Source organism: Streptomyces sp. Ag82_O1-12 (genome assembly GCF_900182715.1).
GTDB classification, from domain to species: domain Bacteria; phylum Actinomycetota; class Actinomycetes; order Streptomycetales; family Streptomycetaceae; genus Streptomyces; species Streptomyces massasporeus.
The window spans coordinates 1,512,735-1,534,068 of sequence record NZ_FXUW01000001.1; the positions used below are offsets into that span (position 1 = coordinate 1,512,735).

General features: G+C 71.8%; 18 protein-coding genes. 4 read left to right on the forward strand and 14 right to left on the reverse strand.

The genetic code is table 11. The features are described from left to right. Positions 1 to 218 precede the first annotated feature (218 nt). The 7 genes from cobT to QOL88_RS07025 all read right to left on the reverse strand — a co-directional run bounded on the left by cobT (position 219) and on the right by QOL88_RS07025 (position 10,706). A complete protein-coding gene (cobT, locus tag QOL88_RS06995) occupies positions 219 to 4,547 on the reverse strand; it encodes a nicotinate-nucleotide--dimethylbenzimidazole phosphoribosyltransferase (protein ID WP_097215587.1) in 4,329 nt (1,442 codons plus the stop codon). 379 nt (positions 4,548 to 4,926) lie between these two features. Further along, positions 4,927 to 6,147, reverse strand: coding sequence for a precorrin-6y C5,15-methyltransferase (decarboxylating) subunit CbiE (cbiE, locus tag QOL88_RS07000; RefSeq protein ID WP_097215588.1), 1,221 nt, complete (start codon positions 6,145 to 6,147; stop codon positions 4,927 to 4,929). 145 nt (positions 6,148 to 6,292) lie between these two features. Next, positions 6,293 to 6,925, reverse strand: a complete 633-nt coding sequence (locus QOL88_RS07005; RefSeq protein ID WP_097215589.1) for a GNAT family N-acetyltransferase — start codon at positions 6,923 to 6,925, stop codon at positions 6,293 to 6,295. A 139-nt stretch (positions 6,926 to 7,064) separates the two neighbouring features. Further along, a complete protein-coding gene (locus QOL88_RS07010) occupies positions 7,065 to 7,883 on the reverse strand; it encodes a MetQ/NlpA family ABC transporter substrate-binding protein (protein ID WP_097215590.1) in 819 nt (272 codons plus the stop codon). A 59-nt stretch (positions 7,884 to 7,942) separates the two neighbouring features. Further along, positions 7,943 to 8,650 (reverse strand): methionine ABC transporter permease, encoded by a 708-nt coding sequence (locus QOL88_RS07015; RefSeq protein WP_030842956.1) that lies wholly within the window; start codon positions 8,648 to 8,650, stop codon positions 7,943 to 7,945. After that, positions 8,647 to 9,681, reverse strand: a complete 1,035-nt coding sequence (locus tag QOL88_RS07020; RefSeq protein ID WP_097215591.1) for a methionine ABC transporter ATP-binding protein — start codon at positions 9,679 to 9,681, stop codon at positions 8,647 to 8,649. The genes QOL88_RS07015 and QOL88_RS07020 overlap by 4 nt, the downstream gene beginning before the upstream one ends. A 374-nt stretch (positions 9,682 to 10,055) precedes the next feature. Further along, on the reverse strand, positions 10,056 to 10,706 hold the full coding sequence (locus tag QOL88_RS07025; RefSeq protein ID WP_097215592.1) for an HAD-IA family hydrolase: 651 nt from the start codon (positions 10,704 to 10,706) through the stop codon (positions 10,056 to 10,058). A gap of 69 nt (positions 10,707 to 10,775) precedes the next feature. On the opposite strand from QOL88_RS07025, the gene QOL88_RS07030 reads away from it, so the two are divergent. Together QOL88_RS07030 and QOL88_RS07035 are read left to right on the forward strand one after the other, a co-directional pair. Continuing rightward, positions 10,776 to 11,135 (forward strand): hypothetical protein, encoded by a 360-nt coding sequence (locus QOL88_RS07030; RefSeq protein ID WP_097215593.1) that lies wholly within the window; start codon positions 10,776 to 10,778, stop codon positions 11,133 to 11,135. Next, positions 11,116 to 11,544, forward strand: a complete 429-nt coding sequence (locus QOL88_RS07035; RefSeq protein ID WP_097215594.1) for a hypothetical protein — start codon at positions 11,116 to 11,118, stop codon at positions 11,542 to 11,544. Before QOL88_RS07030 ends, QOL88_RS07035 begins: the two co-directional genes overlap by 20 nt. Before the next feature lie 70 nt (positions 11,545 to 11,614). Here the strand turns inward: QOL88_RS07035 and QOL88_RS07040 are convergent, their stop codons facing one another. The 3 genes from QOL88_RS07040 to QOL88_RS07050 all read right to left on the reverse strand — a co-directional run bounded on the left by QOL88_RS07040 (position 11,615) and on the right by QOL88_RS07050 (position 13,932). Further along, a complete protein-coding gene (locus QOL88_RS07040; protein ID WP_097215595.1) occupies positions 11,615 to 12,112 on the reverse strand; it encodes a GNAT family N-acetyltransferase in 498 nt (165 codons plus the stop codon). A 57-nt stretch (positions 12,113 to 12,169) separates the two neighbouring features. Further along, positions 12,170 to 12,664, reverse strand: coding sequence for an RNA polymerase sigma factor (locus QOL88_RS07045; protein WP_097215596.1), 495 nt, complete (start codon positions 12,662 to 12,664; stop codon positions 12,170 to 12,172). A gap of 107 nt (positions 12,665 to 12,771) precedes the next feature. Beyond that, complete coding sequence (locus QOL88_RS07050) at positions 12,772 to 13,932, reverse strand: glycerophosphodiester phosphodiesterase (protein WP_097215597.1); 1,161 nt, start codon at positions 13,930 to 13,932, stop codon at positions 12,772 to 12,774. Positions 13,933 to 14,319: 387 nt separating this feature from the next. On the opposite strand from QOL88_RS07050, the gene QOL88_RS07055 reads away from it, so the two are divergent. Beyond that, positions 14,320 to 14,994: a lysophospholipid acyltransferase family protein gene (locus tag QOL88_RS07055; protein ID WP_097215598.1), complete on the forward strand. Its 675-nt coding sequence runs from the start codon at positions 14,320 to 14,322 to the stop codon at positions 14,992 to 14,994. A 336-nt stretch (positions 14,995 to 15,330) separates the two neighbouring features. On the opposite strand, the gene QOL88_RS07060 is transcribed toward QOL88_RS07055, so the two are convergent. The 4 genes from QOL88_RS07060 to argH all read right to left on the reverse strand — a co-directional run bounded on the left by QOL88_RS07060 (position 15,331) and on the right by argH (position 20,060). Next, complete coding sequence (locus QOL88_RS07060) at positions 15,331 to 16,866, reverse strand: MFS transporter (protein WP_097215599.1); 1,536 nt, start codon at positions 16,864 to 16,866, stop codon at positions 15,331 to 15,333. Further along, complete coding sequence (locus QOL88_RS07065; RefSeq protein WP_257027594.1) at positions 16,863 to 17,414, reverse strand: TetR/AcrR family transcriptional regulator; 552 nt, start codon at positions 17,412 to 17,414, stop codon at positions 16,863 to 16,865. The genes QOL88_RS07060 and QOL88_RS07065 overlap by 4 nt, the downstream gene beginning before the upstream one ends. A 93-nt stretch (positions 17,415 to 17,507) precedes the next feature. Beyond that, positions 17,508 to 18,479, reverse strand: coding sequence for an aldo/keto reductase (locus tag QOL88_RS07070; RefSeq protein ID WP_097215601.1), 972 nt, complete (start codon positions 18,477 to 18,479; stop codon positions 17,508 to 17,510). Between the two features lie 144 nt (positions 18,480 to 18,623). Next, entirely contained in the window at positions 18,624 to 20,060 is a 1,437-nt protein-coding gene (argH, locus tag QOL88_RS07075) for an argininosuccinate lyase (protein ID WP_097215602.1), read from the reverse strand. Between the two features lie 306 nt (positions 20,061 to 20,366). Between argH and QOL88_RS07080 the strand changes: the two genes are divergently transcribed. Then, on the forward strand, positions 20,367 to 21,311 hold the full coding sequence (locus tag QOL88_RS07080; protein ID WP_097215603.1) for a hypothetical protein: 945 nt from the start codon (positions 20,367 to 20,369) through the stop codon (positions 21,309 to 21,311). Positions 21,312 to 21,334 lie beyond the last annotated feature (23 nt).

A 21,334-nucleotide genomic window follows, 5' to 3' on the forward strand; every position in this document is an offset into this window, starting at 1 on the left:
TCCTGTTGCGGCGGTGTTCAGTGCCCTGACGTGCGGATTTTAATGGGCAGGAGGAAAGGCGGCTCGGGTGGTCCAGTGGCTGGGCACCTGGGCCGCCTGTCGGCGGGGGGTCCGAGGGGCGGCTGGGGTGGTCCAGTGGCTGGGCACCCGGGCCGCCCGTGGGCGGGCGTCCAGGATGCGGAACCCCCGCCCACGGAGCCACGTCGACGGCAGCAGCCCTACTTCTCCGTCACTCCTGCGGAGTCGAACGTCGCCACCTCGTGCATCGCCCGTGCCGTGCTCTGGACCAAGGGGAGGGCGAGCAGGGCGCCGGTGCCCTCGCCGAGGCGGAGGTCGAGGTCGACCAGGGGGCGCAGGCCCAGCTTGTTGAGGGCGGCGACGTGGCCCGGCTCGGCGCTGCGGTGGCCCGCGATGCACGCGGCCAGGACCTCCGGAGCGATCGCGCGGGCGACCAGGGCGGCGGCGCCGGCGCTGACGCCGTCCAGGATCACCGGTGTCCGCAGGGAGGCGCCGCCGAGGAGGAGACCGACGATGGCGGCGTGTTCGAAGCCGCCGATCGCGGCGAGCACGCCGATCGGATCGGCCGGGTCCGGCTGGTGCAGTTCCAGGGCGCGGCGCACGACCTCGGTCTTGCGGGCGAGGGTCTCGTCGTTGATGCCGGTGCCCCGGCCCGTGACCTCGGCCGGGTCCGCGCCCGTGAAGACGGAGATCAGGGCGGCGGACGCGGTGGTGTTCGCGATGCCCATCTCACCGGTCAGTAGGGCCTTGTTGCCGGCGGCGACCAGATCGCGGGCGGTCTCGATGCCGACCTCGATGGCCTGCCTGGCCTCCTCGCGGGTCATCGCGGGGCCGGTCGTCATGTCGGACGTACCGGCACGGATCTTGCGGGGCAGCAGACCCGGGGTGGCCGGCAGGTCGGCGGCGACGCCCACGTCCACGATGCACACCTCGGCACCGACCTGGGTGGCGAAGGCGTTGCACACGGCACCGCCGCCGAGGAAGTTGGCCACCATCTGGGCCGTGACCTCCTGCGGCCAGGGGGTGACGCCCTGGGCGTGCACTCCGTGGTCGCCCGCGAAGATCGCGACGGCCGCGGGCTCCGGGATGGGCGGCGGGCACTGGCGGGACAGGCCGGACAGCTGCGCGGAGATGATCTCCAGCATGCCCAGCGCACCGGCCGGCTTGGTCATACGCTTCTGGCGCTCCCACGCCTCGCCGAGCGCCTTGGCGTCCAGCGGGCGAATCTGCGCGACGGTCTCGGCGAGCAGGTCGTGGGGTTCCTCTCCGGGCAGGGCACGGCGGCCGTATGTCTCTTCGTGCACGACCCAGGACAGCGGGCGGCGCTTGGACCAGCCGGCCTGCAACAGCTCGGGCTCGTCCGGGAATTCGTCGACGTAGCCGACGCACAGGTAGGCGATGATCTCCAGGTGCTCGGGCAGGCCGAGGGCGCGGACCATCTCGCGCTCGTCGAAGAAGCTGACCCAGCCGACGCCGAGGCCTTCGGCGCGGGCGGCGAGCCAGAGGTTCTCCACGGCCAGCGCGGCCGAGTAGGGGGCCATCTGGGGCTGGGTGTGGCGGCCGAGGGTGTGGCGGCCGCCGCGGGTCGGGTCGGCGGTGACGACGATGTTCACCGGTGTGTCGAGGATGGCCTCGATCTTCAGTTCCTTGAACTGCTTGGCCCGGCCCTTGGGGAGGGACTTGGCGTAGGCGTCGCGCTGGCGCATGGCCAGTTCGTGCATCGCGCGCCGGGTGTCGGCGGAGCGGATGACGACGAAGTCCCACGGCTGCGAGTGGCCGACGGACGGGGCGTGGTGGGCGGCCTCCAGGACGCGCAGCAGCACCTCGTGCGGGATGGGGTCGCTGCGGAAGCCGTTGCGGATGTCGCGGCGTTCGCGCATGACCTTCAGGACGGCCTCGCGCTCGGCGGGGTCGTAGCCGGGGGCCGCGGGGCCGGTGGACTGTCGGGCTTCTGCCACTGCGGCCGCACTCTCTTCTCGGCGTTCCTGGTCGGCCAGGTCTTCCTGTTCGGCGGCCCGGGTGTCCAGGTCGTCGGCGTTCTGAGCGAGTTCGGCGTCGCCGTCGCGGGGTGCCGGGACGGTGATCGCGGAGGCTGGGGGATCCAGCGTCTCGGGCGGCGCCGGCTGGGACTGCTGAGGGCCCTGCATGTGCTGCTCGGGCTCCACATGCTCCTCGGGCTGCTCGTCCGTGGCGGGGGTGGGGAGTACGACGGTGACGTCCTCGGTGGGTGCCGGGGTGTCCGGGGCCTGGCCGGGCTCGACGGCTTCGGGAGCGGGGGTGGGTGTGACCGCCTCGGGGGCCGGGGCCGGGGCCGGCGCCTCGGAGGTCTCGGGTACGTCGAGCGCCTGAGGTACTTCCGGTGCCTCGGGTACTTCGAGTGCCTGAGCGGCGGTGGCGGGGGCCTCGGTGGGCGCCGTTGCCGCGGGGGGCTGGGCCGGGGCGGTCGCTTCCGGGGTTTCCGGAGCTTCCGGGACTTCCGGCGCCGGAGCTTCCGGGACTTCCGGTGCGGCGGGTGCGGGTGCGGGTGCGTCGGCAGGTAGGGCGGCGGCCTGGGCCACCGGCTCGGGGGCGACGGGAGTGGCGACGGCCTCGGGCGCCGGAGCCGGCTCGGGGGCGGCGACAGCTTCGGAGGCGGGCGCGACCGCTTCCGGGCCGACCGGTTCCGGGCCGACGGCTGCCGGGCCGACCGGTTCCGGGCCGACGGCTGCCGGGCCGACCGGTTCCGGGCCGACGGCTGCCGGGCCGACCGGTTCCGGGCCGACCGGTTCGGCGGCCGGGGCAACGGCGGCCTGGCCGGGAGCTTCAGGGAGGGGGGTGGTGGGATGCGGAACCGTCGCCTCGGGCTCCTGCGCGACTGGCGCGGCGTCAGTTGCCGCCGGGGGCTGAGGGTGAGGCTGGGGCGCTGCTGCTTCGGCGGCGATGTCCTCCGGCGCCGGTGCGGCGGCCTCGGGAGGAGCGGGAGCGACGTCGGCCTCGGGTGCCGCTGCCTCTGGAGCGTGGGCCGCAGCGTCCGGAACCTGGGCGGGAGTCTGCGCGCCGGGGGCCTCGGGCGGCACCACGGCGGCCTGTTGCGGGGCGACGGCCGGCTCGGGGAACGGGACCGCTTCAGGGGCCTGAACGGCCTCCGGAGCAGGGACCGGTGCCACGGCCTGCTCGGGAGCGACCGCCGGGACCTGTGCGACGGGGACGTCCGGGACCTGTGCGACGGGGGCGTCCGGGACCTGTGCGACGGGGACGTCCGGTGCGGGTGCCTGCGGAGTAATGGCGGCGGGCTCACCGCTCTGGACAGGGCTGTCCACGACCGGCTCCGGCGCTGAAGCCGGCTGCGCGACGGCCTCCGGAGCGGCTACGGCCCCGGACTCGGCCTCGACGGCAGCCACCTGGCCCGCGTCCGGACCGGCACCGGCACCGGCACCGGCACCGGCAGGGTCGCCCGCTACGGCGACGTCCTGCTCGGGAACCACGTACCCGCCCTCGGCCACCTGGGCGCCGATCGCCCCGGCGGCGGCGTCACCGGCAGCGGCCAGACCGGCCTGGGCGGCGGCCACCTGACCCGCCACCGCGTCCACGCCCAGCTCCGCGGGGTCGGCCTGCGCGGGCATGACCTGCTCCGCGACGGCGACTTGGGCTCCCTCCGGGCCGACGCCCGCACCAGCGGGGTAACCCGCCAGGGGCTGAGCGACCTCGCCCATGACCGTCGGGCCTCCGTCCACGAGGGCCTGACCGGCCTCGGCGGTGGCCGGCGGCTCGCTCACGGGCTGCTCGGCGGGGGCGGCCTGCTCTGCCTCGGCCGGTGCCGGTCCCGGCGTGGGTGCCGGTTCCGGCGGGGTGGTGTTGCTCGTCTCCGCCGACGCGACCTCCTCCCCGTCCGCCGTCACACTCGTCGCCACGTCCGCCGTCACACCCGTCGCCACGTCCGCCGTGCCGCCGGTCGCGACCGCCTGGGCCGTGCCCATCGGTTCCGTTGCCGGAACAACCGTTTCCGCAGGCGCCACCCCGGCGCTCACCGGCGCCGGGTTCGTGACCGGTGCGCCCCACGGCGCGGCGGGCGGTGAGGCCGCCGCCTCGGGGGCGCGGGGGCCGTCGAGGTATTCGGGGCCCGCCGAGGCGGGCACCGGCTGGCGGACGGGCGCGTCAGCGGGGCCGCGGTCGGCGAGGGAGCGGACCGGGCTGGCGGAGCTGTCGGGCAGCGGCGGGCCGAGGTGCAGGGGCCGGCGCGGGGTGATGGGCGGGATCGGCGGCGGGTCGGGCAGACGGACCGCGCTGAGGTCGACCGAGCCGCTGTCGCGGCCGGAGATCTCGTGCGGGCCCGGCTGGTGCACGGCCTCCAGGACCGGCTCCGGCGCGGGCGGAGGGACCTCGTTGCCCCAGGCGCCCTGGGCGCCCGGCAGCAGCAGGTCTTCTTCCTCGGTCTCGGCGGTGGTCTCGGAGAGGTAGGTGTACGCACCGGGCGCGGAGGTGCCCGGCTGCTCCACCATGCCTGCGCTCTCCGGCAGTCCCTCGCCCGGGACCTGGCCGGTGTCGGTCATGCGTACCCCTCGCCCATCGGTTAGTGCTCCTACGACCTGCTCGCCCGGAACGGCGCACCGACCGCCCCGCAGTGAAGAACGAGCGTGCGTCCCCAGCGGCACGAACGGTCCGCCCGGAAAAGGCGACAAAGCCATTCACTGGCATTGTTGCGGCCGTAGCACCCCCACGGCAGCTTGATCCGCGACGGTTCCGCTGTGGACTGCGCCACGTTGCGCGTCCTCAGGTTCTGCCGTACCACACACACCCCAAAACGGGCGGGTTTTCCGGACATTGACCAACGAAGCGCCGGGCGTCCTTGTGCGGTGCAGCGATCGGCCAGCCTACCGCGCGCAGTACGACAAACCGATCACGGGGACGGTCGTGGGGACGGACGCGGGATCAGACACCGCGCCGCGGCAGCACGCCGCTGAGCAGGAACGCGACGCTCCGTTCCTTCTCCGCCCAGGCCCTGGTGTCGAGTTCGACGGACTGCAGCAGGGCGCATTCGACGCCGTAGCCGTGCTCGGCCAGGTCGCGGCCGATGAGTTCGGCGGCGTCGCGGGTCGCGGCGTGCGTGACGATGCGCTGCGGGCGGCGGTCGGCGACCGCCGAGACGACGGCCGCTCCCCCGCCGCCGACCCGGACGACATCCGGTTCGGGGAGGTTCTCCAGGATGTGCGGGGCGGCGCCGTGCACGATCTGGAGTTGGACGCCGAGGCGGCGGGCGGCGGCGTCGGTGCGGGCGCAGGCGTTCAGGTCGCCGTCGACGGCGAGGACGGCGGCACCGGCGCGGGCGGCCTCGATGGCGAAGGCGCCGCTGCCACAGCCGATGTCCCACACGAGGTCGCCGACGCGGGGCCCGAGGTGGGCGAGTTGGGAGGCGCGCAGCAGCTGGGTCTCGCCCTCGCCGAGGTCCGCGCCGTACGCGTCGGCGGGCAGGGTCCAGCCGCGCGGCCCGGTGGACGGGTCGCGGCCGGAGATCCAGCCCCCGGTCTCCCCCGAGGTGCCGGGCCCGGCCGGGCCGCCGAGGACGATGACGACGTTGGGGTCGCGCCAGGTGTGATCGGCGGCCTTGTCGGAGGTGACGACGGAGACGCGTTCGCGGGCGGTGCCGAGTTCCTCGCAGATCACGAAGGAGCGGTGGACTCCTTCGAGGAGCAGGCCGAGTTCGGCGGGGCCGGCGCCGGGTGAGGTGAGAACCGCGACCTTGGTGTGGGCTCGGCATACGTTGACCGCGCGGCGCAGGGTGCGAGGGTGTGCGACGACCACCTGTGCGTCGTCCCAGGGCATGCCCGCGCGGGCGAAGGCTGCGGCGACGGAGGAGACGGCGGGGACGACCTCCACCTCGAGGCCGAACTCGGGGGCGCGCAGGGTGCGTACGACGCCGAAGAAGCCGGGGTCGCCGTCGGCGAGCACGACGGCCGTGCCGCGGTGGGCGGCGATGCGGCGGGCGGCCAGGGCGACACTGCCGAGGCGGATGCGCTCGGCACCGGCGGGTACCTCGGGGAGCGCCAGGTGGTGGGCGGCACCGGCCACGAGCGTGGCGGCGCCCAGGGCGGCGCTCGCCGCGGCGGTCAGCGGCGAACCGTCCCAGCCGATCACCGTGACCCGGTCGGCCATCGTCGTCAGTCTCCAGGGGTTTTCGCAGGTCGTCTGCGTGGCGTGGTGGGGAGCAGCCCGGGGGCGGGCTCCGTGAGGGTACCCGGTGGAGGTTTCGGAGGGAGCTTCGGTGTCGTCGTCACCGTCGTCCTCCGGGTGGTTCCGGTCAGTCCCAGTCGCCGAAGGACGTGAAGCCGTCGCGGAGCTGTTCGCCGACGCCTTCCAGGTCCTCGGGGAGCAGGCTCCAGACTATGAAGTCGGTGCGCACGTCGGTCCATGTGCCGTCCTCGGCACGGGCCCGGGCTATACAGGCGTTGCGCAGCACGCCCTCGCTGATACAGCCGATCTTCTGGGCGACCTGCTGGGAGGCGGTGTTGTCGGCCGCCGTGCGCAGTTCGATGCGCTCGAACTTCTGGTCCGTGAAGAGCCACTGGGCGGTGACGAGGGCGGACTCGGAGGCGTAGCCCTCGCCGCGGGCCCAGGGGGCGATGATGTAGGACATCTCGGTGGAGCGTACGTGCCAGTCGGTCTTGGAGAGCTGGATGACGCCGACCAGGCGCTGGGTGAGGAACTCCGTGACGGCGAAGTCGAGTCCGCGCCCCTCGGTGCGCTCGGTGGGGGCGTACTCGGTGATCCAGGTGCGGGCGCCGTCCTCCGTGAAGGGCTGGGGGACGGAGGTCCAGGCCGCCACCTGTTCGTCGTTCATCATCGCGGCCAGGGAGGAAACGTCGTCGTCGTCGAGGGGACGCAGCACCAACCGCTCCGTGCTGATGGAGATGTTGGGGAAGGTGCTCGTCATGCGCCGCTCCGTAACCTTCGGTGAACCTTCAGGGCATGCTGAACTGCCCAGCATGCAGCATGAAAGCACTGATCCGCACCACGGGGCCCTTCCCACCGGGTGGGGGAAAGACCCCGTGTGCGCGGGTGCCGGACCTGGCTCAGAAGGAGGCGAGCACCGAGCCGGCGTACTTGTCCTGGATGAACTTCTTGACCTCGGGCGAGGTGAGGAGCTTCGCGAGCTTCTTCACGCGCGGGTCGTCCTCGTTGCCCTTCTTCACGGCGAGGAAGTTGCCGTAGGGGTTGTTCTTCGGGGACTCCAGGATCAGGGCGTCCTTGGAGGGCTTGAGGTCGGACTCGATGGCGTAGTTGCCGTTCACCACGGCGGCGTCCACGTCGTCGAGGGAGCGGGGGGTCTGGGCCGCCTCCAGCTCCTTGAACTTGAGGTTCTTGGGGTTCTTCGTGACATCGGAGGGGGTCGCCTCGTTGCCGACGCCGGCCTTGAGGGTGATGAGCCCGTCGGCGGCGAGGAGCTTGAGGGCGCGGGCCTCGTTGACCGTGTCGTTGGGGATGGCGACGGTCGCACCGCTCTTCAGGTCGCCGGCCTTCTTGACCTTGTGGGAGTAGAGGCCGAGCGGCTCCAGGTGGACCGTGACGACGGGCACGATGTCGGTGCCGTTCTTCTTGTTGAAGTCGTCGAGGTACGGCTTGTTCTGGAAGTAGTTGGCGCCGACGGAGCCGTCCTGCGTCGCCGTGTTCGGCGTGACGTAGTCGGTGAACTCCTTGACCTGCAGGTCGAGGCCCTCCTTCTTCGCCAGGTTGTCCTTGACGAAGTTCAGGATCTCGGCGTGCGGGACGGGGCTGGCGGCGACGATCAGAGGTCCGTCGGTGTCGGAGCTGTCCGCTCCGCAGGCGCTGAGCCCGAGGGTGAGGGCTCCGGCGGCGAGAACGGCGGTGGTGATCTTGGCGGTGTTACGCACGAAAAGTGCCTTTCCTTATGACCTTGCGAGTGGTGCGACCCCGTCGTGGGTGAGGGGGGTCAGGAGGCGGCTTTGAGGAGCCGCAGTTTGGGGGCGGGTCCCGAGTGGGCGCCGCGGCGGTGCAGGGAGCGGGCCGCGTAGTCGCCGGCGAACTGGATGACCGAGATGACGACGGCAAGGATCGCGACGGTGATCCACATCAGCTGGGTCTCGAAGCGCTGGTAGCCGTACCGGATGGCGATGTCTCCGAGGCCTCCGGCGCCGACCGTGCCCGCCATGGCGGAGTAGCCGATGAGGGCGACGATCGTGGTGGTGGTGCTGGAGATCAGCGACGGCAGGGACTCGGGGACGAGCACCTTGCGGACGATGGTCCAGGTGTTGCCGCCCATGGACTGCACGGCCTCGACGAGCCCGTGGTCCACTTCGCGGACGGCCGTCTCGACCAGGCGCGCGAAGAACGGGATGGCGCCGACGGCGAGCGGCACGATGGCCGCCTCGACACCGATGGTCGTTCCGGTGATCGAGCGGGTGAAGCCCATCAGCGCGACCATCAGGATGATGAACGGCAGCGAGCGGGCGATGTTCACGACCTGCCCGATGACCTTGTTGGCGGCGAGGTTCTGGAGCAGGCCGCCGCGGTCGGTGAGGACCAGCAGGACGCCGAGCGGCAGTCCGCCGACGACGGCGATGAGCGTGGACCAGCCGACCATGTAGAGGGTGTCCCAACACGCCTGCTCCAGCAGGGGCTGCATCTCGGACCAGGTCACTTCGCACCTTCCTTCACCAGTTCGGACTCGTGGCCCGGGACGTCGATCTGGAGGCCCCGTTCACGCAGGAAGCCGATGGGCACGACGTTGTCCTCGTAGCGGCCGGGCAGTTCGATGCGCATCCGGCCGACCTGGAGGCCGCCGACGGTGTCGATGGCGGCGCCGAGGATCGATATGTCGATGTTGTAGGTGCGGGCGAGCTGCGAGATGACGGGCTGGGTGGCGCTCTCGCCCTGGAAGGTGACGTCGACGACCGTGCGGTCCTCGCCGGAGGCCTCGCCCCCGAGCGGGAACAGCGCCGAGGCGAGTTCGGAGCCGGGGGTGGCGAGGAGCTCGCTGACCGTGCCCGACTCGACGATGCGTCCGTTCTCCATCAGCGCGGCCGAGTCGCAGACCGACTTCACGACGTCCATCTCGTGGGTGATGAGCAGGACGGTCAGGCCGAGCTGGCGGTTGAGGTCGCGCAGCAGCGCCAGGATCGAGCGGGTGGTCTCGGGGTCGAGGGCGCTGGTGGCCTCGTCGGACAGCAGCACCTTCGGGTCGCCGGCGAGGGCGCGGGCGATGCCGACGCGCTGCTTCTGGCCGCCGGAGAGCTGCGCGGGGTAGGACGAGGCCTTGTCGGCGAGGCCGACCAGGTCGAGCAGCTCCAGCGCCTTGCGTGAGCGTTCCTGCCCGGACTTCCCGAGGATCTCCAGCGGCAGCTCGACGTTGTCCTGGACCGTCCGAGAGGACAGCAGGTTGAAGTGCTGGAAGACCATGCCGATACGGCTGCGCGCCCGGCGCAGTTCCTTTCCGGCGCGCGGGCCGCGGCCGGCCAGGGCGGTGAGGTCCTGCCCGGCGACGGTCACGGTGCCGGAGGTGGGGCGTTCCAGCAGGTTGACGCAGCGGATGAGCGAGGACTTGCCGGCGCCGGACTGGCCGATGACGCCGTACACCTCGCCTTCGCGGACGTGCAGGTCGACGCCGTCCAGGGCGGTGACCTCGCGGCCGCGTGCACGGTAGACCTTGGTCAGACCCGAGGTGGTGATCACTGGGATTCCGTCACTGTCGAGTGCGCGGGCGTGGGTGGGCCCGGGCACAGGTGCATTCGGTCAGGGACGCGACACGGTTCTCGCTGGGAAGTGGAACCGGGGAGAACATGTGCGCGGGGCGGCTTCGGGTCACGCGGCGCTCAGGGCGTGCGGACAGGCCGCGTCTCGCTTCGGGGCGCGAGCTCGGGGGTGGTGCAGGGGCCCTCTAGAAGGCGCACATTCGACACATACAACGAGCACCGGGCGTCATGGTCGCCTCGGTCGCGGGGATGCGGTCGCTCGTCGTGGTCATGCCGTCAGTAAAACATGCGTACGGTCCTGACCGACCCCCCGCTGTCCGGATGCTGGACAGCGGTGGACGGAGACGCCGCCTGTCAGCCGCGCGGGGAGATCTCCACGCCCTGCTCGGTGACCAGTGCGGACAGGGCCGACAGGTTCTCGACGATCAGATCGGCGTGCAGTTCGTGGGCCTGGTGGGTTGTGGTCAACGCCACGGTGGTCATGCCGGCGGCGCGTCCGGCCGCGAGGCCCGCCGGGGCGTCCTCGAACACGACGCAGTGCTCGGGGTCCACGCCGAGCGCGCGGGCGGCGAGCAGGTAGGGCTCGGGGTCGGGCTTGCCGCGCGTGATGTCGTCGGCGGCGACGAGGGTCTTGGGCAGGATGCCGACGGCGTCGAGCCGGGCCTCGGCCAGCCGCCGGGTGGCGGAGGTGACCACGGCCCAGCGCTCGGCGGGCAGCACGTCGAGGAAGGCCCGGGTGCCCGGCAGCAGGCGCACCCCGTCGTTCGGTACGTCGTCCACCTCCAGGTCCTCGATCCGCGCGACGGCCTGGGGCACGAGCTCGGCGGGCAGCAGGTCGGCGGCTATCTCGGCGGCCGGCCGGCCGTGCAGCTCGACCCGCGCGAACTGCTCGGCGGTGATCCCGTACTCCCCTGCCCACCGCGTCCAGCAGCGGTCCACCGAGGCGAGGGAGGAGACGAGGGTTCCGTCGTTGTCGAAGAGCAGGGCCTGGGCGTGGATCGTCATGCCCTCGACCCTACGGTGCGGGCCAGGGCCGGAAGCATCGGGCCTTTTCGGCCGTAATAAGGTCGCAGCATGCTTGATGCCCTGACGCTGGTGACCGGCGTCGCCGCGCTGCTGCTCGCCGTCTGGTGCGGCTGGGCGGCCTACCGCGACCAGCCGACGAAGGACTGGCACTTCATCGGGATGGCCGTGGTCACGCTGCTGTCGCTGATCCAGCTGGCGGTGGGGATCGTGCTGCTCGCACAGGGCGAGAAGCCGGAGCAGGGCACGACGATCTTCGTGGCGTATCTGCTGGGGGCGTTCGCGTGCGTCCCGGCCGCCGGGTTCATGTCGCTGGCCGAGCGGACCCGCTGGGGTTCGGTGACCGTCGCCGCCGGCGGTGTCGTGCTGGCGGTGCTGGAGGTGCGTCTCTATGACATCTGGGGAGGCTGAGGTGAGCCGGCGTCGGCTGATCAGCGGTCCGGGCACGCTGCTGGTGTGGCTGTACGGCGTGATGGTCGTGGGAGCGGTGTCGCGGTCCGCGTATCAGATCGCGACGGAGTTCGACCGGGCGCCGCTCGCGTACGCGCTGTCGGCGGTGGCCGGTGTCGTGTACGGGTTCATCACGTACACGCTGGTGCGGGGTGGGGAGACGGCACGGAGGGTCGCCCTGGCGTGCTGTGTCGCGGAGTTGGTGGGGGTGCTGACGGTGGGGACCTGGACCCTGGTCGAGCCCTCCGCCTTCCCGGACGCGACCGTGTGGTCGGACTTCGGGATGGGGTACCTCTTCATTCCGGTGATCTTGCCGGTGTCCGCCATTTTCTGGCTGCGCAAGGGTGCGCCCGAGGAGGATGCCGCCTGAGGTTCGTCAGGCGGCCGCGGGCCGTGGATGGCTCGTCGTAGTTCCCCGCGCCCTTAAAGAAGGCCGGTCATCACGCCGTCGCCGCGTAGGTGCTCGCCGGCTTCTCCAGGACGATCATCGGTACGCCGTCGGCGCCCTGGGCCGTGCCCACCGTCTCGTAGCCGACCTTGCGGTAGAGGCGGAGGTTGCCCTCGCTGCGGTGGCCGGTGTGGAGGCGGAAGCGGGTGGCGCCGTGCTGGCCGGCGAGGGCCGATTCGGCCGCCCGGAGGAGCCGGGCACCGATGCCGTGACCCTGGAGGCGGGGGTGGACGCAGAGCTTGCCGATCGCTGCGGCGCCGTCCTCGGTGGCCGCGCCGCGGACCGAGCCGACGACCTCATCGCCGAGCCGGGCCACGAAGACGCAGTCGCGCGCGACCTCTTCGCGGACCGAGTCGAGGGTTTGGACGAGCGGGTCGATGCGGTAGTTCCCGTACAGAGCCGCCTCCGGCTGGAAGCACAGGTACTGCAGTCTGAAGATCTGCTCCGCGTCCTGCTCGGTCGCCGCAGAGATGATCACGCTCATGCCCATGTGCGCACGCCTCCCGCTCATCTGATCACCTGTCGTTCCCCACTCCTATCCCCGTCCTCAGCGGGCCGCAACCTCCGGTGAGAGCAATCTCCGGAGACATCCCAGGCATCTGGAACGTTCCGGGCCAAGACTGCCCTGTGAGATACCCAACTCCCCTGCGATTTCCCGGTATGTCGGGTCCTCAGGCGAGAGCAGGGCCTCCATCAGCCGGGGACAGCGGCCCGGGAGGCGGCGCACGGCCTCGCGCAGGGCCCGGCCGCGGGCCGCGGCGAGGGCGAGCTGCTCGGGATCGCGCTGCCCGTCGTCGACCGGTTCGGCGGCGTACGGCCGTTCGAGACGGCTCGTACGGCGGGTGCGGCGCACCTCGGAGCGGACGGCACGGCGGAGCCACTGCTGGGGGTCGGCCGGCGGGTCCTCGGCGTCGAGCCGCTCCAGGAGCCGGAGCCAGACCGCCTGCTCCAGGTCGCCCGGCTCGGTTCCGGTGGAATATGCCTCCGCGGAGGCCTCGGCGGTGAGCAGCGGGCGCAGGGCGGTGACCATGTCGTGCGTCATATGCGGAGCGACGCGGCCGCCCGGGCCGCGGGTTGCCCGGGCGGCCGAAGCTCACTCCACCGGGGGGTGTGAGCTCGGATGTTGACGTGCTCGGATCTTGACGGTGCTCAACCGTTGAAGTCCTCGCGGGCCAGCAGACCCGTGTCGGGCTGGTCGGTGAAGACGCCGTCGATGCCGGTCGCGAAGTACGCCTTGTACGCGCCGAAGACGTCGCCGTAGGCATCCGCGTCCGCGCCCTTGCGGAAGTTCGCGGGCAGGAACGGGTTCTCGTTGCGCATGGTGTACGGGTGCAGGATCAGGCCCACCTTGTGCGCGTCGGAGACGAGGGTCGTCGGCCGGGTCAGGTTGCCCTGGGCGTCGCGCGGGATGACCAGGTCCAGGGTCGGGCCGATGCCCTGCGCGTAGGAGGCGATCTCCCTGAGGCCGGCGGGCTTGACCAGGTCGGCGACCGTGCGCGGGTCGCCGGTCTCGACGAAGTCCCAGGGCCGGGAGTTCGCCGAGGAGAGCAGGACGACGAGCGGGTTGTCGACGATCTTGTGCAGGCGCTGGAGGCTGGTCGGCTCGAAGGACTGGAGGATGACCGGGGAGGTGCGCCGGTCCTTGCGGTGCTTGTGCAGCAGCTTGGCGACACGCTCCTCGAGCGGGAGGCCCAGCCGGCGGAAGTAGGTGGGGTGCTTGAGCTCGGGGTAGATCCACACCTGCTTGCCCCGCTTGCGGGTCTGCTCGTCCTGCCACCTGAGGACCTCTTCGAACGTGGGGATCTCCCAGCGGCCGTTGTAGAGGGTGTTGTGCGGGCGGTTGGCCGGGATGCGCTCGACCGCGCGCAGCGTCTTCAGCTCGGCGAGGGTGAAGTCCTCGGTGAACCAGCCGGTGGTGGAGACGCCGTCGAGCAGTGCGGTCTTCTTGCGGCCGGCGAACTCGGGGTGGTCGGCGACGTCCGTGGTGCCGCCGATCTCCGGCTCGTGACGGCAGACCAGGTGACCGTCCTTCGTCGGGACCAGGTCGCCCGCCTCGACGATGTCGGCGCCCAGGTCGAGGGCCAGCTGGTACGAACCGAAGGTGTGCTCCGGGCGGTATCCGCTGGCGCCGCGGTGGCCGATGATCGTCGGCTTGGGCAGGCTCCGCACTCCGCCGCCGTGCCGGGCGGCGTCGGCACGCGCGGTGCCGGCCATGCCGAGGACCGCTCCGCCGGCGCCGAGCACCGCCGCGCCGAGCAGGGCCCGCCGTCCGGTACCGCTCGTTTCTTCGTTCGACTCCTGCGTTCCCATGAGCGCCCTCCCTGGCCGTTCGGCTCGTCAGTGCGGGCCGATCGTAGGGGCGCGTACATGGCGAGTGGGAGACCTCGGGCGGAACACGCGGGTGATGTCGGATGTCGTAGTGGCTGGTGAGGAGGATGAGTTGACGGTCCGTTGCGTATGTTCGATTCGGTCCGGCCGTTCTGGGAACGCGTCCGATGGCCCCCCGGGGCGATGTGCGTCACATCATGTCGGTCGCGTTACGGACCGTCGGCGGCGCGCCACCGCAGGTAAACACGCGTCAACAGTGCGTAAGGCCTCGGTGAAGTCGCCGTGCCCGATGTGCGCGATGACCGGGGCCACGAGTATCGTCCTCACCTGCACAGACTCATACAGAATCCCTTGACACCGGAGGGCCCGTTGTCCCGCTTCGCGTTCATCAAGGCAGTGCTCGGCCCGATCATGCGCCTGATGTTCCGCCCACAGGTGGAAGGTGCGGAGCACATTCCCGGCGATGGCCCGGTCATCCTGGCCGGCAACCACCTGACGTTCATCGACTCGATGATCCTGCCGCTGGTCTGCGACCGCCAGGTCGTCTTCATCGGCAAGGACGAGTACGTGACCGGCAAGGGCCTCAAGGGCCGGCTGATGGCGTGGTTCTTCACCGGCGTCGGCATGGTCCCGGTGGACCGCGACGGCGGCCGGGGTGGTGTCGCCGCTCTGATGACCGGGCGTCGGGTGCTGGAGGAAGGCCGGATGTTCGGCATCTACCCGGAGGGGACGCGGTCGCCCGACGGACGGCTGTACCGGGGGCGGACGGGGATCGCCCGGCTGACCCTGATGACGGGTGCGCCTGTGGTGCCGTTCGCGATGATCGGCACGGACAAGCTTCAGCCGGGTGGGGCGGGGTTGCCGCGGCCCGGGAAGGTCACCGTGCGGTTCGGTGAGGCGATGGAGTTCTCCCGGTACGAGGGGATGGACCGGGACCGGTATGTGCTGCGGGCCGTGACCGACTCGGTGATGACCGAGGTCATGCAGCTGTCCGGGCAGGAGTATGTGGACATGTACGCGAGCAAGGCGAAGGAAGCGGCGTAGGGCTTTTCGGGCTTTTCGGCGCGGGCGGGGTCGGGGTCGGGCTGCGGGGACCGTCGGCGGGTGCGGGCTGTGGGGACCATGGGCGGGTGCGGGTGCGTGGGGGCTTGTCGCGCAGTTCCCCGCGCCCCTTAAGGCGTGACCTCACGGGCGTGGCCGAGTGGAACCCCGTGCACGTGTGGGCGGGCCTGCCTCGGGCGGCTGCGGGTGCGTGGGGGTTCGTCGCGCAGTTCCCCGCGCCCCTGGGGGCGTGACCTCGAGGGCGTGACTGCGGGGACTCTGTGTCCGTGTCGCGCAGTTCCCCGTGCCCCTGAGGGCGTGACCTCAGGGGCGTGGACATCACCTGTGTTTCGTCGCGCCGCCCTCCAGCCTCTGGCCCCTCAGCAGGAACCAAGCCGCCACCGCCGCTGCCAGCAGGACGGCCGCGCCCACGCCCGCCGCGAGGGCGAGGCCGTCGACGAAGGAGGTGCGGGCCGCGTCCAGCATGGTCGCGGCGCTGTCGGCGGGCATCCGGGCGGCCGCCTCGACGGCACCGCCCAGTGACTCGTGGGCCGCGGCCGGTGTGCCCGCGGGGCCGGTGAAGTCGCGGTAGACGCCGGTCACGATCGAGCCGAGCGCGGCGATGCCGAGCGCGGCACCGAGTTCGTACGCCGTCTCGGACACGGCGGAGGCCGACCCCGCCTGCTCCTTGGGCACGCTGGACAGGATCACGTCCGCCGTCACGGTGAACGAGAAGCCGGCGCCCACCCCGACCACCAGCAGCGCGGTCCCGAGGAGCGGGTAGCCCGTGGACTGGTCGAGCACCGTGAGCGCGGCCAGAGCGAGGCCTATCGCCGCGAGGCCGCCGGAGACGACGGACCGCACCGAGAAGCGCCGGGCCACGCGCCCCGCGATCAGTCCGGCCACCACCGCGCCGATCGCCGCGGGGAGTTCGGCCAGCCCGGCCTCGAACGGGCGCCTGCCCTGGACGAGTTGCAGGTACTGGGACAGGAAGAACACCAGCCCGGACAGGCCGAGGATGGTCAGCAGGTCGGCCAGGACCGCCCCGCTGAAGCCGCGGTTGCGGAACAGCCGCATGTCGAGCAGCGGCGTCGGCAGCCTGAGCTGACGGCGGACGAACCCGTACAGGGCTGACGCGCCCAGCAGACCCGCGGCCAGGGCGCTCCACGCGAAGCCGTGGGTGGCGACCTCCTTGATCGCGTACACGACGCCGATCATGCCGACCAGCGACAGCACGACGCTGACCAGGTCCCAGGGGCCTGGGTTCGCGGTGCGCGACTCGGGCAGCAGCTTGATCCCGACGAGGACCAGGACGACCATCACGGGCAGGTTGATCAGAAAGACCGAGCCCCACCAGAAATGCTCCAGCAGGAACCCGCCGACGATCGGACCGACGGCCGTTCCGGCGGAAGCGGTGGCACCCCAGATGCCGACGGCGAGACTGCGCTCGCGCGGGTCGTGGAAGAGGTTGCGGATCAGGGCGAGCGTGGCCGGCATCAGGGTCGCGCCGGCGACGCCGAGCAGCGCCCGGGCGGCGATCATCATCTCGGGTGTCGTGGCGTAGGCGTTGACCACGGAGATCGCGCCGAACGCCGTCGCACCGATCAGCAGGATCCGCTTGCGGCCGATCCGGTCGCCGAGGCTGCCCATGGAGACGAGCAGACCGGCGATGACGAACGAGTAGACGTCGCCGATCCACAGCAGCTGGGTGCCGGAGGGCTTCAGGTCCTCGCTGATGTAGGGGGTCGCGAGACCGAGGACGGTCGCGTCGACGGCCACCAGCAGCACGGCGAGCACGAGAACGCCGAGCGCGAGCCAGCGGCCCGGGCGCTTCACGGCCTCCGTCGTCATCGTCGGCTGCAGCGTGCTGGTCATGATTCCTCTCTCCTGAGTGCGCCGCCGAGCAGCAGCTCGACGATCATGTGCTGGAAGTCCTTGGGGGCGCCCTTGCCGCTGTGCACCATCCAGGCGCCGGAGGCCAGCAGGCCGTACAGCGCCTCGGTGAGCCAGGCCGGCGTGAGGTCGATGCGGAACTCGCCGCCGAGCTGGCCGCGCCGGAACAGGGCGGAGATCCGGTCGTCTATCTGGGTCCAGCCCGCGTTCAGCTCCTCGCCCTCGAAGAGCTGGTTCTCGGAGTAGAGGAACGCGAGCAGCCCGGCGACGGGCTCGATGGCCGCGACCAGCCGGCGTACGGCCTCGCTCGCCGTGCCCTCGTCGAGCCGGGCGGCGTCCAGCGCGGCCTCGCACTCCGCGATGCCCAGCGACTCCAGCGCGCGGACGAGGGCGTCCCGTCCCGCGAAGTGGCGGTGCAGCGTGGCCCGGCCGATGCCGGCGGCCTTCGCGACCTCGTCCATGGTCGCGGTGGATTTACGGGTCAGCAGGGCCGCGGCGGCGCGCAGCACATGCTCGGGATCGACAGCCATGAGACAAGCATAGTCCATATGAGACATGAATGTCTCATCAGGGGCATGCGTGACTCACGGCTGCCGTACGGGTGCGTGTGTATGACGGGGTGATCAGTGCCAGGGCAGCTGCCCGCGCCGCTCCCAGTACGCGGGCGGCTCCTCCACCAGCACGGCGAGGCGGCTCAGCTGGTCGTCGTCGAGGTCGACCACGGCCGCGTGCAGGTTCGAGGCGAGCTGGCCGGTGGTGGCGGCGCCGGAGAGGACGACACCGGCCCAGGGCTGACGGAGGATCACGGCCAGGGCGATGGCGTCGCAGCCCAGCCCGGTCGCCTCGGCGATCTCCTTGACGACGTCCGGGGCGTGCGGCCCGGCGAGCCGGCCGTTGGCCATGCCCTCCTTGACGATCACGGTGAGCCCGGCGTCGTGCGCCTCGGCGAGAGCGGGGGCGGCGGAGGTCTCCAGCACGTTGTACGTGGACTGCACGGTACGGAAGAGGGGTTCGCCGTCGACCGTCACGGCGAGGGCGGCGCGGATCGCGTCCGCCTGGGCGGGGCCGCTGGTGGAGAAGCCGACGGTGAGGCCCCGCGCGGCGGCTTCCGCGAGCTTCGCGTGCAGTTCCTTGTCGGTGAGGGCCGGGCTGTCCGGGGTCACCGAGTGGATCTGGTAGAGGTCGAGCCGGTCGCCGAGCAGGGCGTCGCTCTCCGCGCGCTGCCGTTCAAAGGTGGCGAGGGTGTGGTCCTTGACCTCGTGCTTCTCGGCGTCGATGGACCAGTCGGCGGTGTAGGTGTAGCCCCACTTGCTGCCCACGACGATGTCGTCGAGGCCGGGCCTGTCCCTGAGCCAGTCGGCGAGGAACTCCTCGGAGCGGCCGTAGGAACGGGCGGCGTCGAAGTAGCGGACACCCTGGGCGTAGGCGGCGTCGAGGAGTTCGTGGGTGCGGGTGCGCAGCGTTTCCACGCTGCGGTCTTCTCCGAGGTCCTGGTCCCGGCCGAGGTTGATGTAGCCGGGGCGCCCTACGGCGGCGAGGCCCAGTCCGATGTGGCAGGTGGGGGTCGTTGCGGTTGCCAGTCGCGCGAAGGGCATCGCGGGCTCCGTTCGGTCGGGTCCGGTACGGCTTGCGACCAACGTACCCGCGATGACCTTCGGCGCTCGCTCGCAGAGCCCGGTTCGAGCGGTACTCCGGCGCGTGCGGGTGCGTCGCGGCTTGTCCCGCAGTCCAGCGCGCCCCTAGAGGGCGCTTCCCTTGGCCACCGCCCACTCGTGCTGGGCCGCCACGTCCGCCTTCACCTCTGCCAGCTGGACGGCGACCGCGCTCGGGGCCGTGCCGCCCCTGCCGTTGCGGGAGGCCAGGGCGCCGGGCACGTTGAGGACCGTGCGGACCTCGGGGGTCAGATGGGCGGAGATCTTGGCGAACTGCTCGTCCGTCAGCCCGTCCAGTTCCTTGCCCTCGGCCTCGGCGACCTTCACGCACTCGCCGGCGACCTCGTGGGCCACACGGAACGGAACGCCCTGCTTGACCAGCCACTCGGCGATGTCCGTGGCGAGGGAGAAGCCGGCCGGGGCCAGTTCCGCCATGCGCTCGCGATGGACGGTGAGGGTGGCCATCATGCCGGTGAAGGCCGGGAGCAGGACCTCCAGCTGGTCGATGGAGTCGAAGACCGGCTCCTTGTCCTCCTGGAGGTCGCGGTTGTACGCGAGCGGGAGGGCCTTGAGCGTGGCCATCAGGCCCGTCAGGTTGCCGATGAGGCGGCCCGACTTGCCGCGGGCCAGCTCGGCGATGTCCGGGTTCTTCTTCTGCGGCATGATCGACGAGCCCGTGGAGAACGCGTCGTGCAGGGTCACGAAGGAGAACTCCTTCGTGTTCCAGATGATGACCTCCTCGGCGATCCGGGAGAGGTTGACCCCGATCATCGCCGTGATGAAGGCGAACTCGGCGACGAAGTCGCGGGAGGCCGTGCCGTCGATCGAGTTGCCGGCCGAGCCGTGTTCAAAGCCGAGGTCCTTCGCCACCGCCTCCGGGTCCAGCCCGAGGGAGGATCCCGCGAGGGCGCCCGAGCCGTAGGGCGAGACCGCCGTACGGGCGTCCCACTGGCGCAGCCGCTCCGCGTCCCGGGAGAGGGACTGGACGTGGGCCAGGACGTGGTGGGCGAACAGGACGGGCTGGGCGTGCTGGAGGTGCGTACGGCCGGGCATGGCCACGTCCGGGTGGGCTTCGGCGAGGCCGATCAGCGCGTCCTGGAGCTCGGCGATCAGGCCGCCGACGATCCGGGCGTGGTCGCGCAGGTACATGCGGAAGAGCGTCGCGACCTGGTCGTTGCGGGAGCGGCCGGCCCGCAGCTTGCCGCCGAGGTCGGGGCCGAGGCGCTCCAGGAGGCCGCGCTCCAGGGCGGTGTGGACGTCCTCGTCAGCGATCGTGCCGACGAAGGAGCCGTCGGCGACGTCCGCCTCCAGCTGGTCGAGACCGGCGATCATGCGGGTCAGCTCGTCGGCCGTGAGCAGGCCGGCCTTGTGCAGCACACGCGCGTGGGCGCGCGAGCCGGCGATGTCGTACGGCGCGAGCCGCCAGTCGAAGTGGACGGACGCGGACAGCTTCGCCAGGGCCTCGGCGGGGCCGTCGGCGAAACGGCCGCCCCAGAGCCGGACATCACCGCTGTTGCTGCTCACCTGCTGCGCTCCTCAATGGGTGTGGATGTGCCACCGCCTTCCCGCCCGGGGGCGTGGAGACGGTCATCACGCTACTGCTCAGGGCAGATCACCGACATGCATGAGTATGCAGAGCTCTGCATGATTCGTCAATCCGGGGCGGACCGGCATGGTCTTCCAGCCGGGCAACGGCAGGCCATTTCCGGTCACGCGAGAGGAATTTGAAGATCCCTTGAACACGGGAAACCGCTTACCCGTACCTCTCGCCGAACGCAGGCGCCGCGTTACGACACCGACGACACCCCCGACCCCTAGTGAGGCATCCGCATGTCCAGGGCTCTTCCGAAGTACAACAAGCGTCGCGTCACGTTCATCGGCGGCGCCGCCGCGGTGGCACTGTCCGGCACGGTGATCGCCGGCTTCGCCCTCGCGGGGGAGACGCCCGACAGCGGCGCCGCGAACGCCCGGACGCTGGCCGGTCCCGGCACCATCAGCTGCCCGGACGTCACCGGCCAACTGCCCGCGGTCCCCGCCTCGGCGAAGGCGGAGGTCGACCGCAACCTGGCCGAGCTGAACAAGCAGATCGCCGAGGCCAACAAGCGCCTCGTCGACACCGTCGGCCAGGGCGGGCCCAACTTCGTCCAGAACGCCATCCTCGGTCCGCTGGAGGACAAGCGCGTCGCCGCCCTCAACCGCATCGAGACGGCCATCGGGCGGGCCGCCGAGAAGCCCGAGGGCCTGGAGGCCTTCGCGACCTGCCGGCTCGACGCCGGTGGCGATGCCGGAGCGGGCGAGGCGGCGGGTGGCGAGGCGGGCTCCGGTGCGGAGGCCGGCGCCGGAGCGGAGGCCGGCGGTGAGGCCGGAGCCGGTGCGGGCGCCGAAGAGGGCGGCGCGGGTGCCGAGGCGGGCGCCGGCGCGGAGGCCGGTGGGGACGCCCAGGAGGGTGACGCCGGTGCGGGCGAGGCGGGCAACGCCGGCGCCGGCACGATCAGCTGCCCGGACGTCGCCTCCCAGCTCCCGGCGATCCCCGCCTCGGCGCAGGCCGAGGTCGACCGGAACCTGACGCTGCTGGACACGCAGGTCGCCGAGGCCAACAAGCGTCTGGTCGACACGGTCGGCCAGGGCGGACCCAACTTCGTCCAGAACGCCATCCTCGGCCCGCTGGAGGACAAGCGGATCTCCACCGTCAACCGCATCGCCACGGCCATCGGCCGCACGGCCGAGAAGCCGGCCGGCCTGGACTCCCTGGCCGCCTGCACGCTCACCAAGTGAGGTGACAGGCGCTGTGGCCGCCC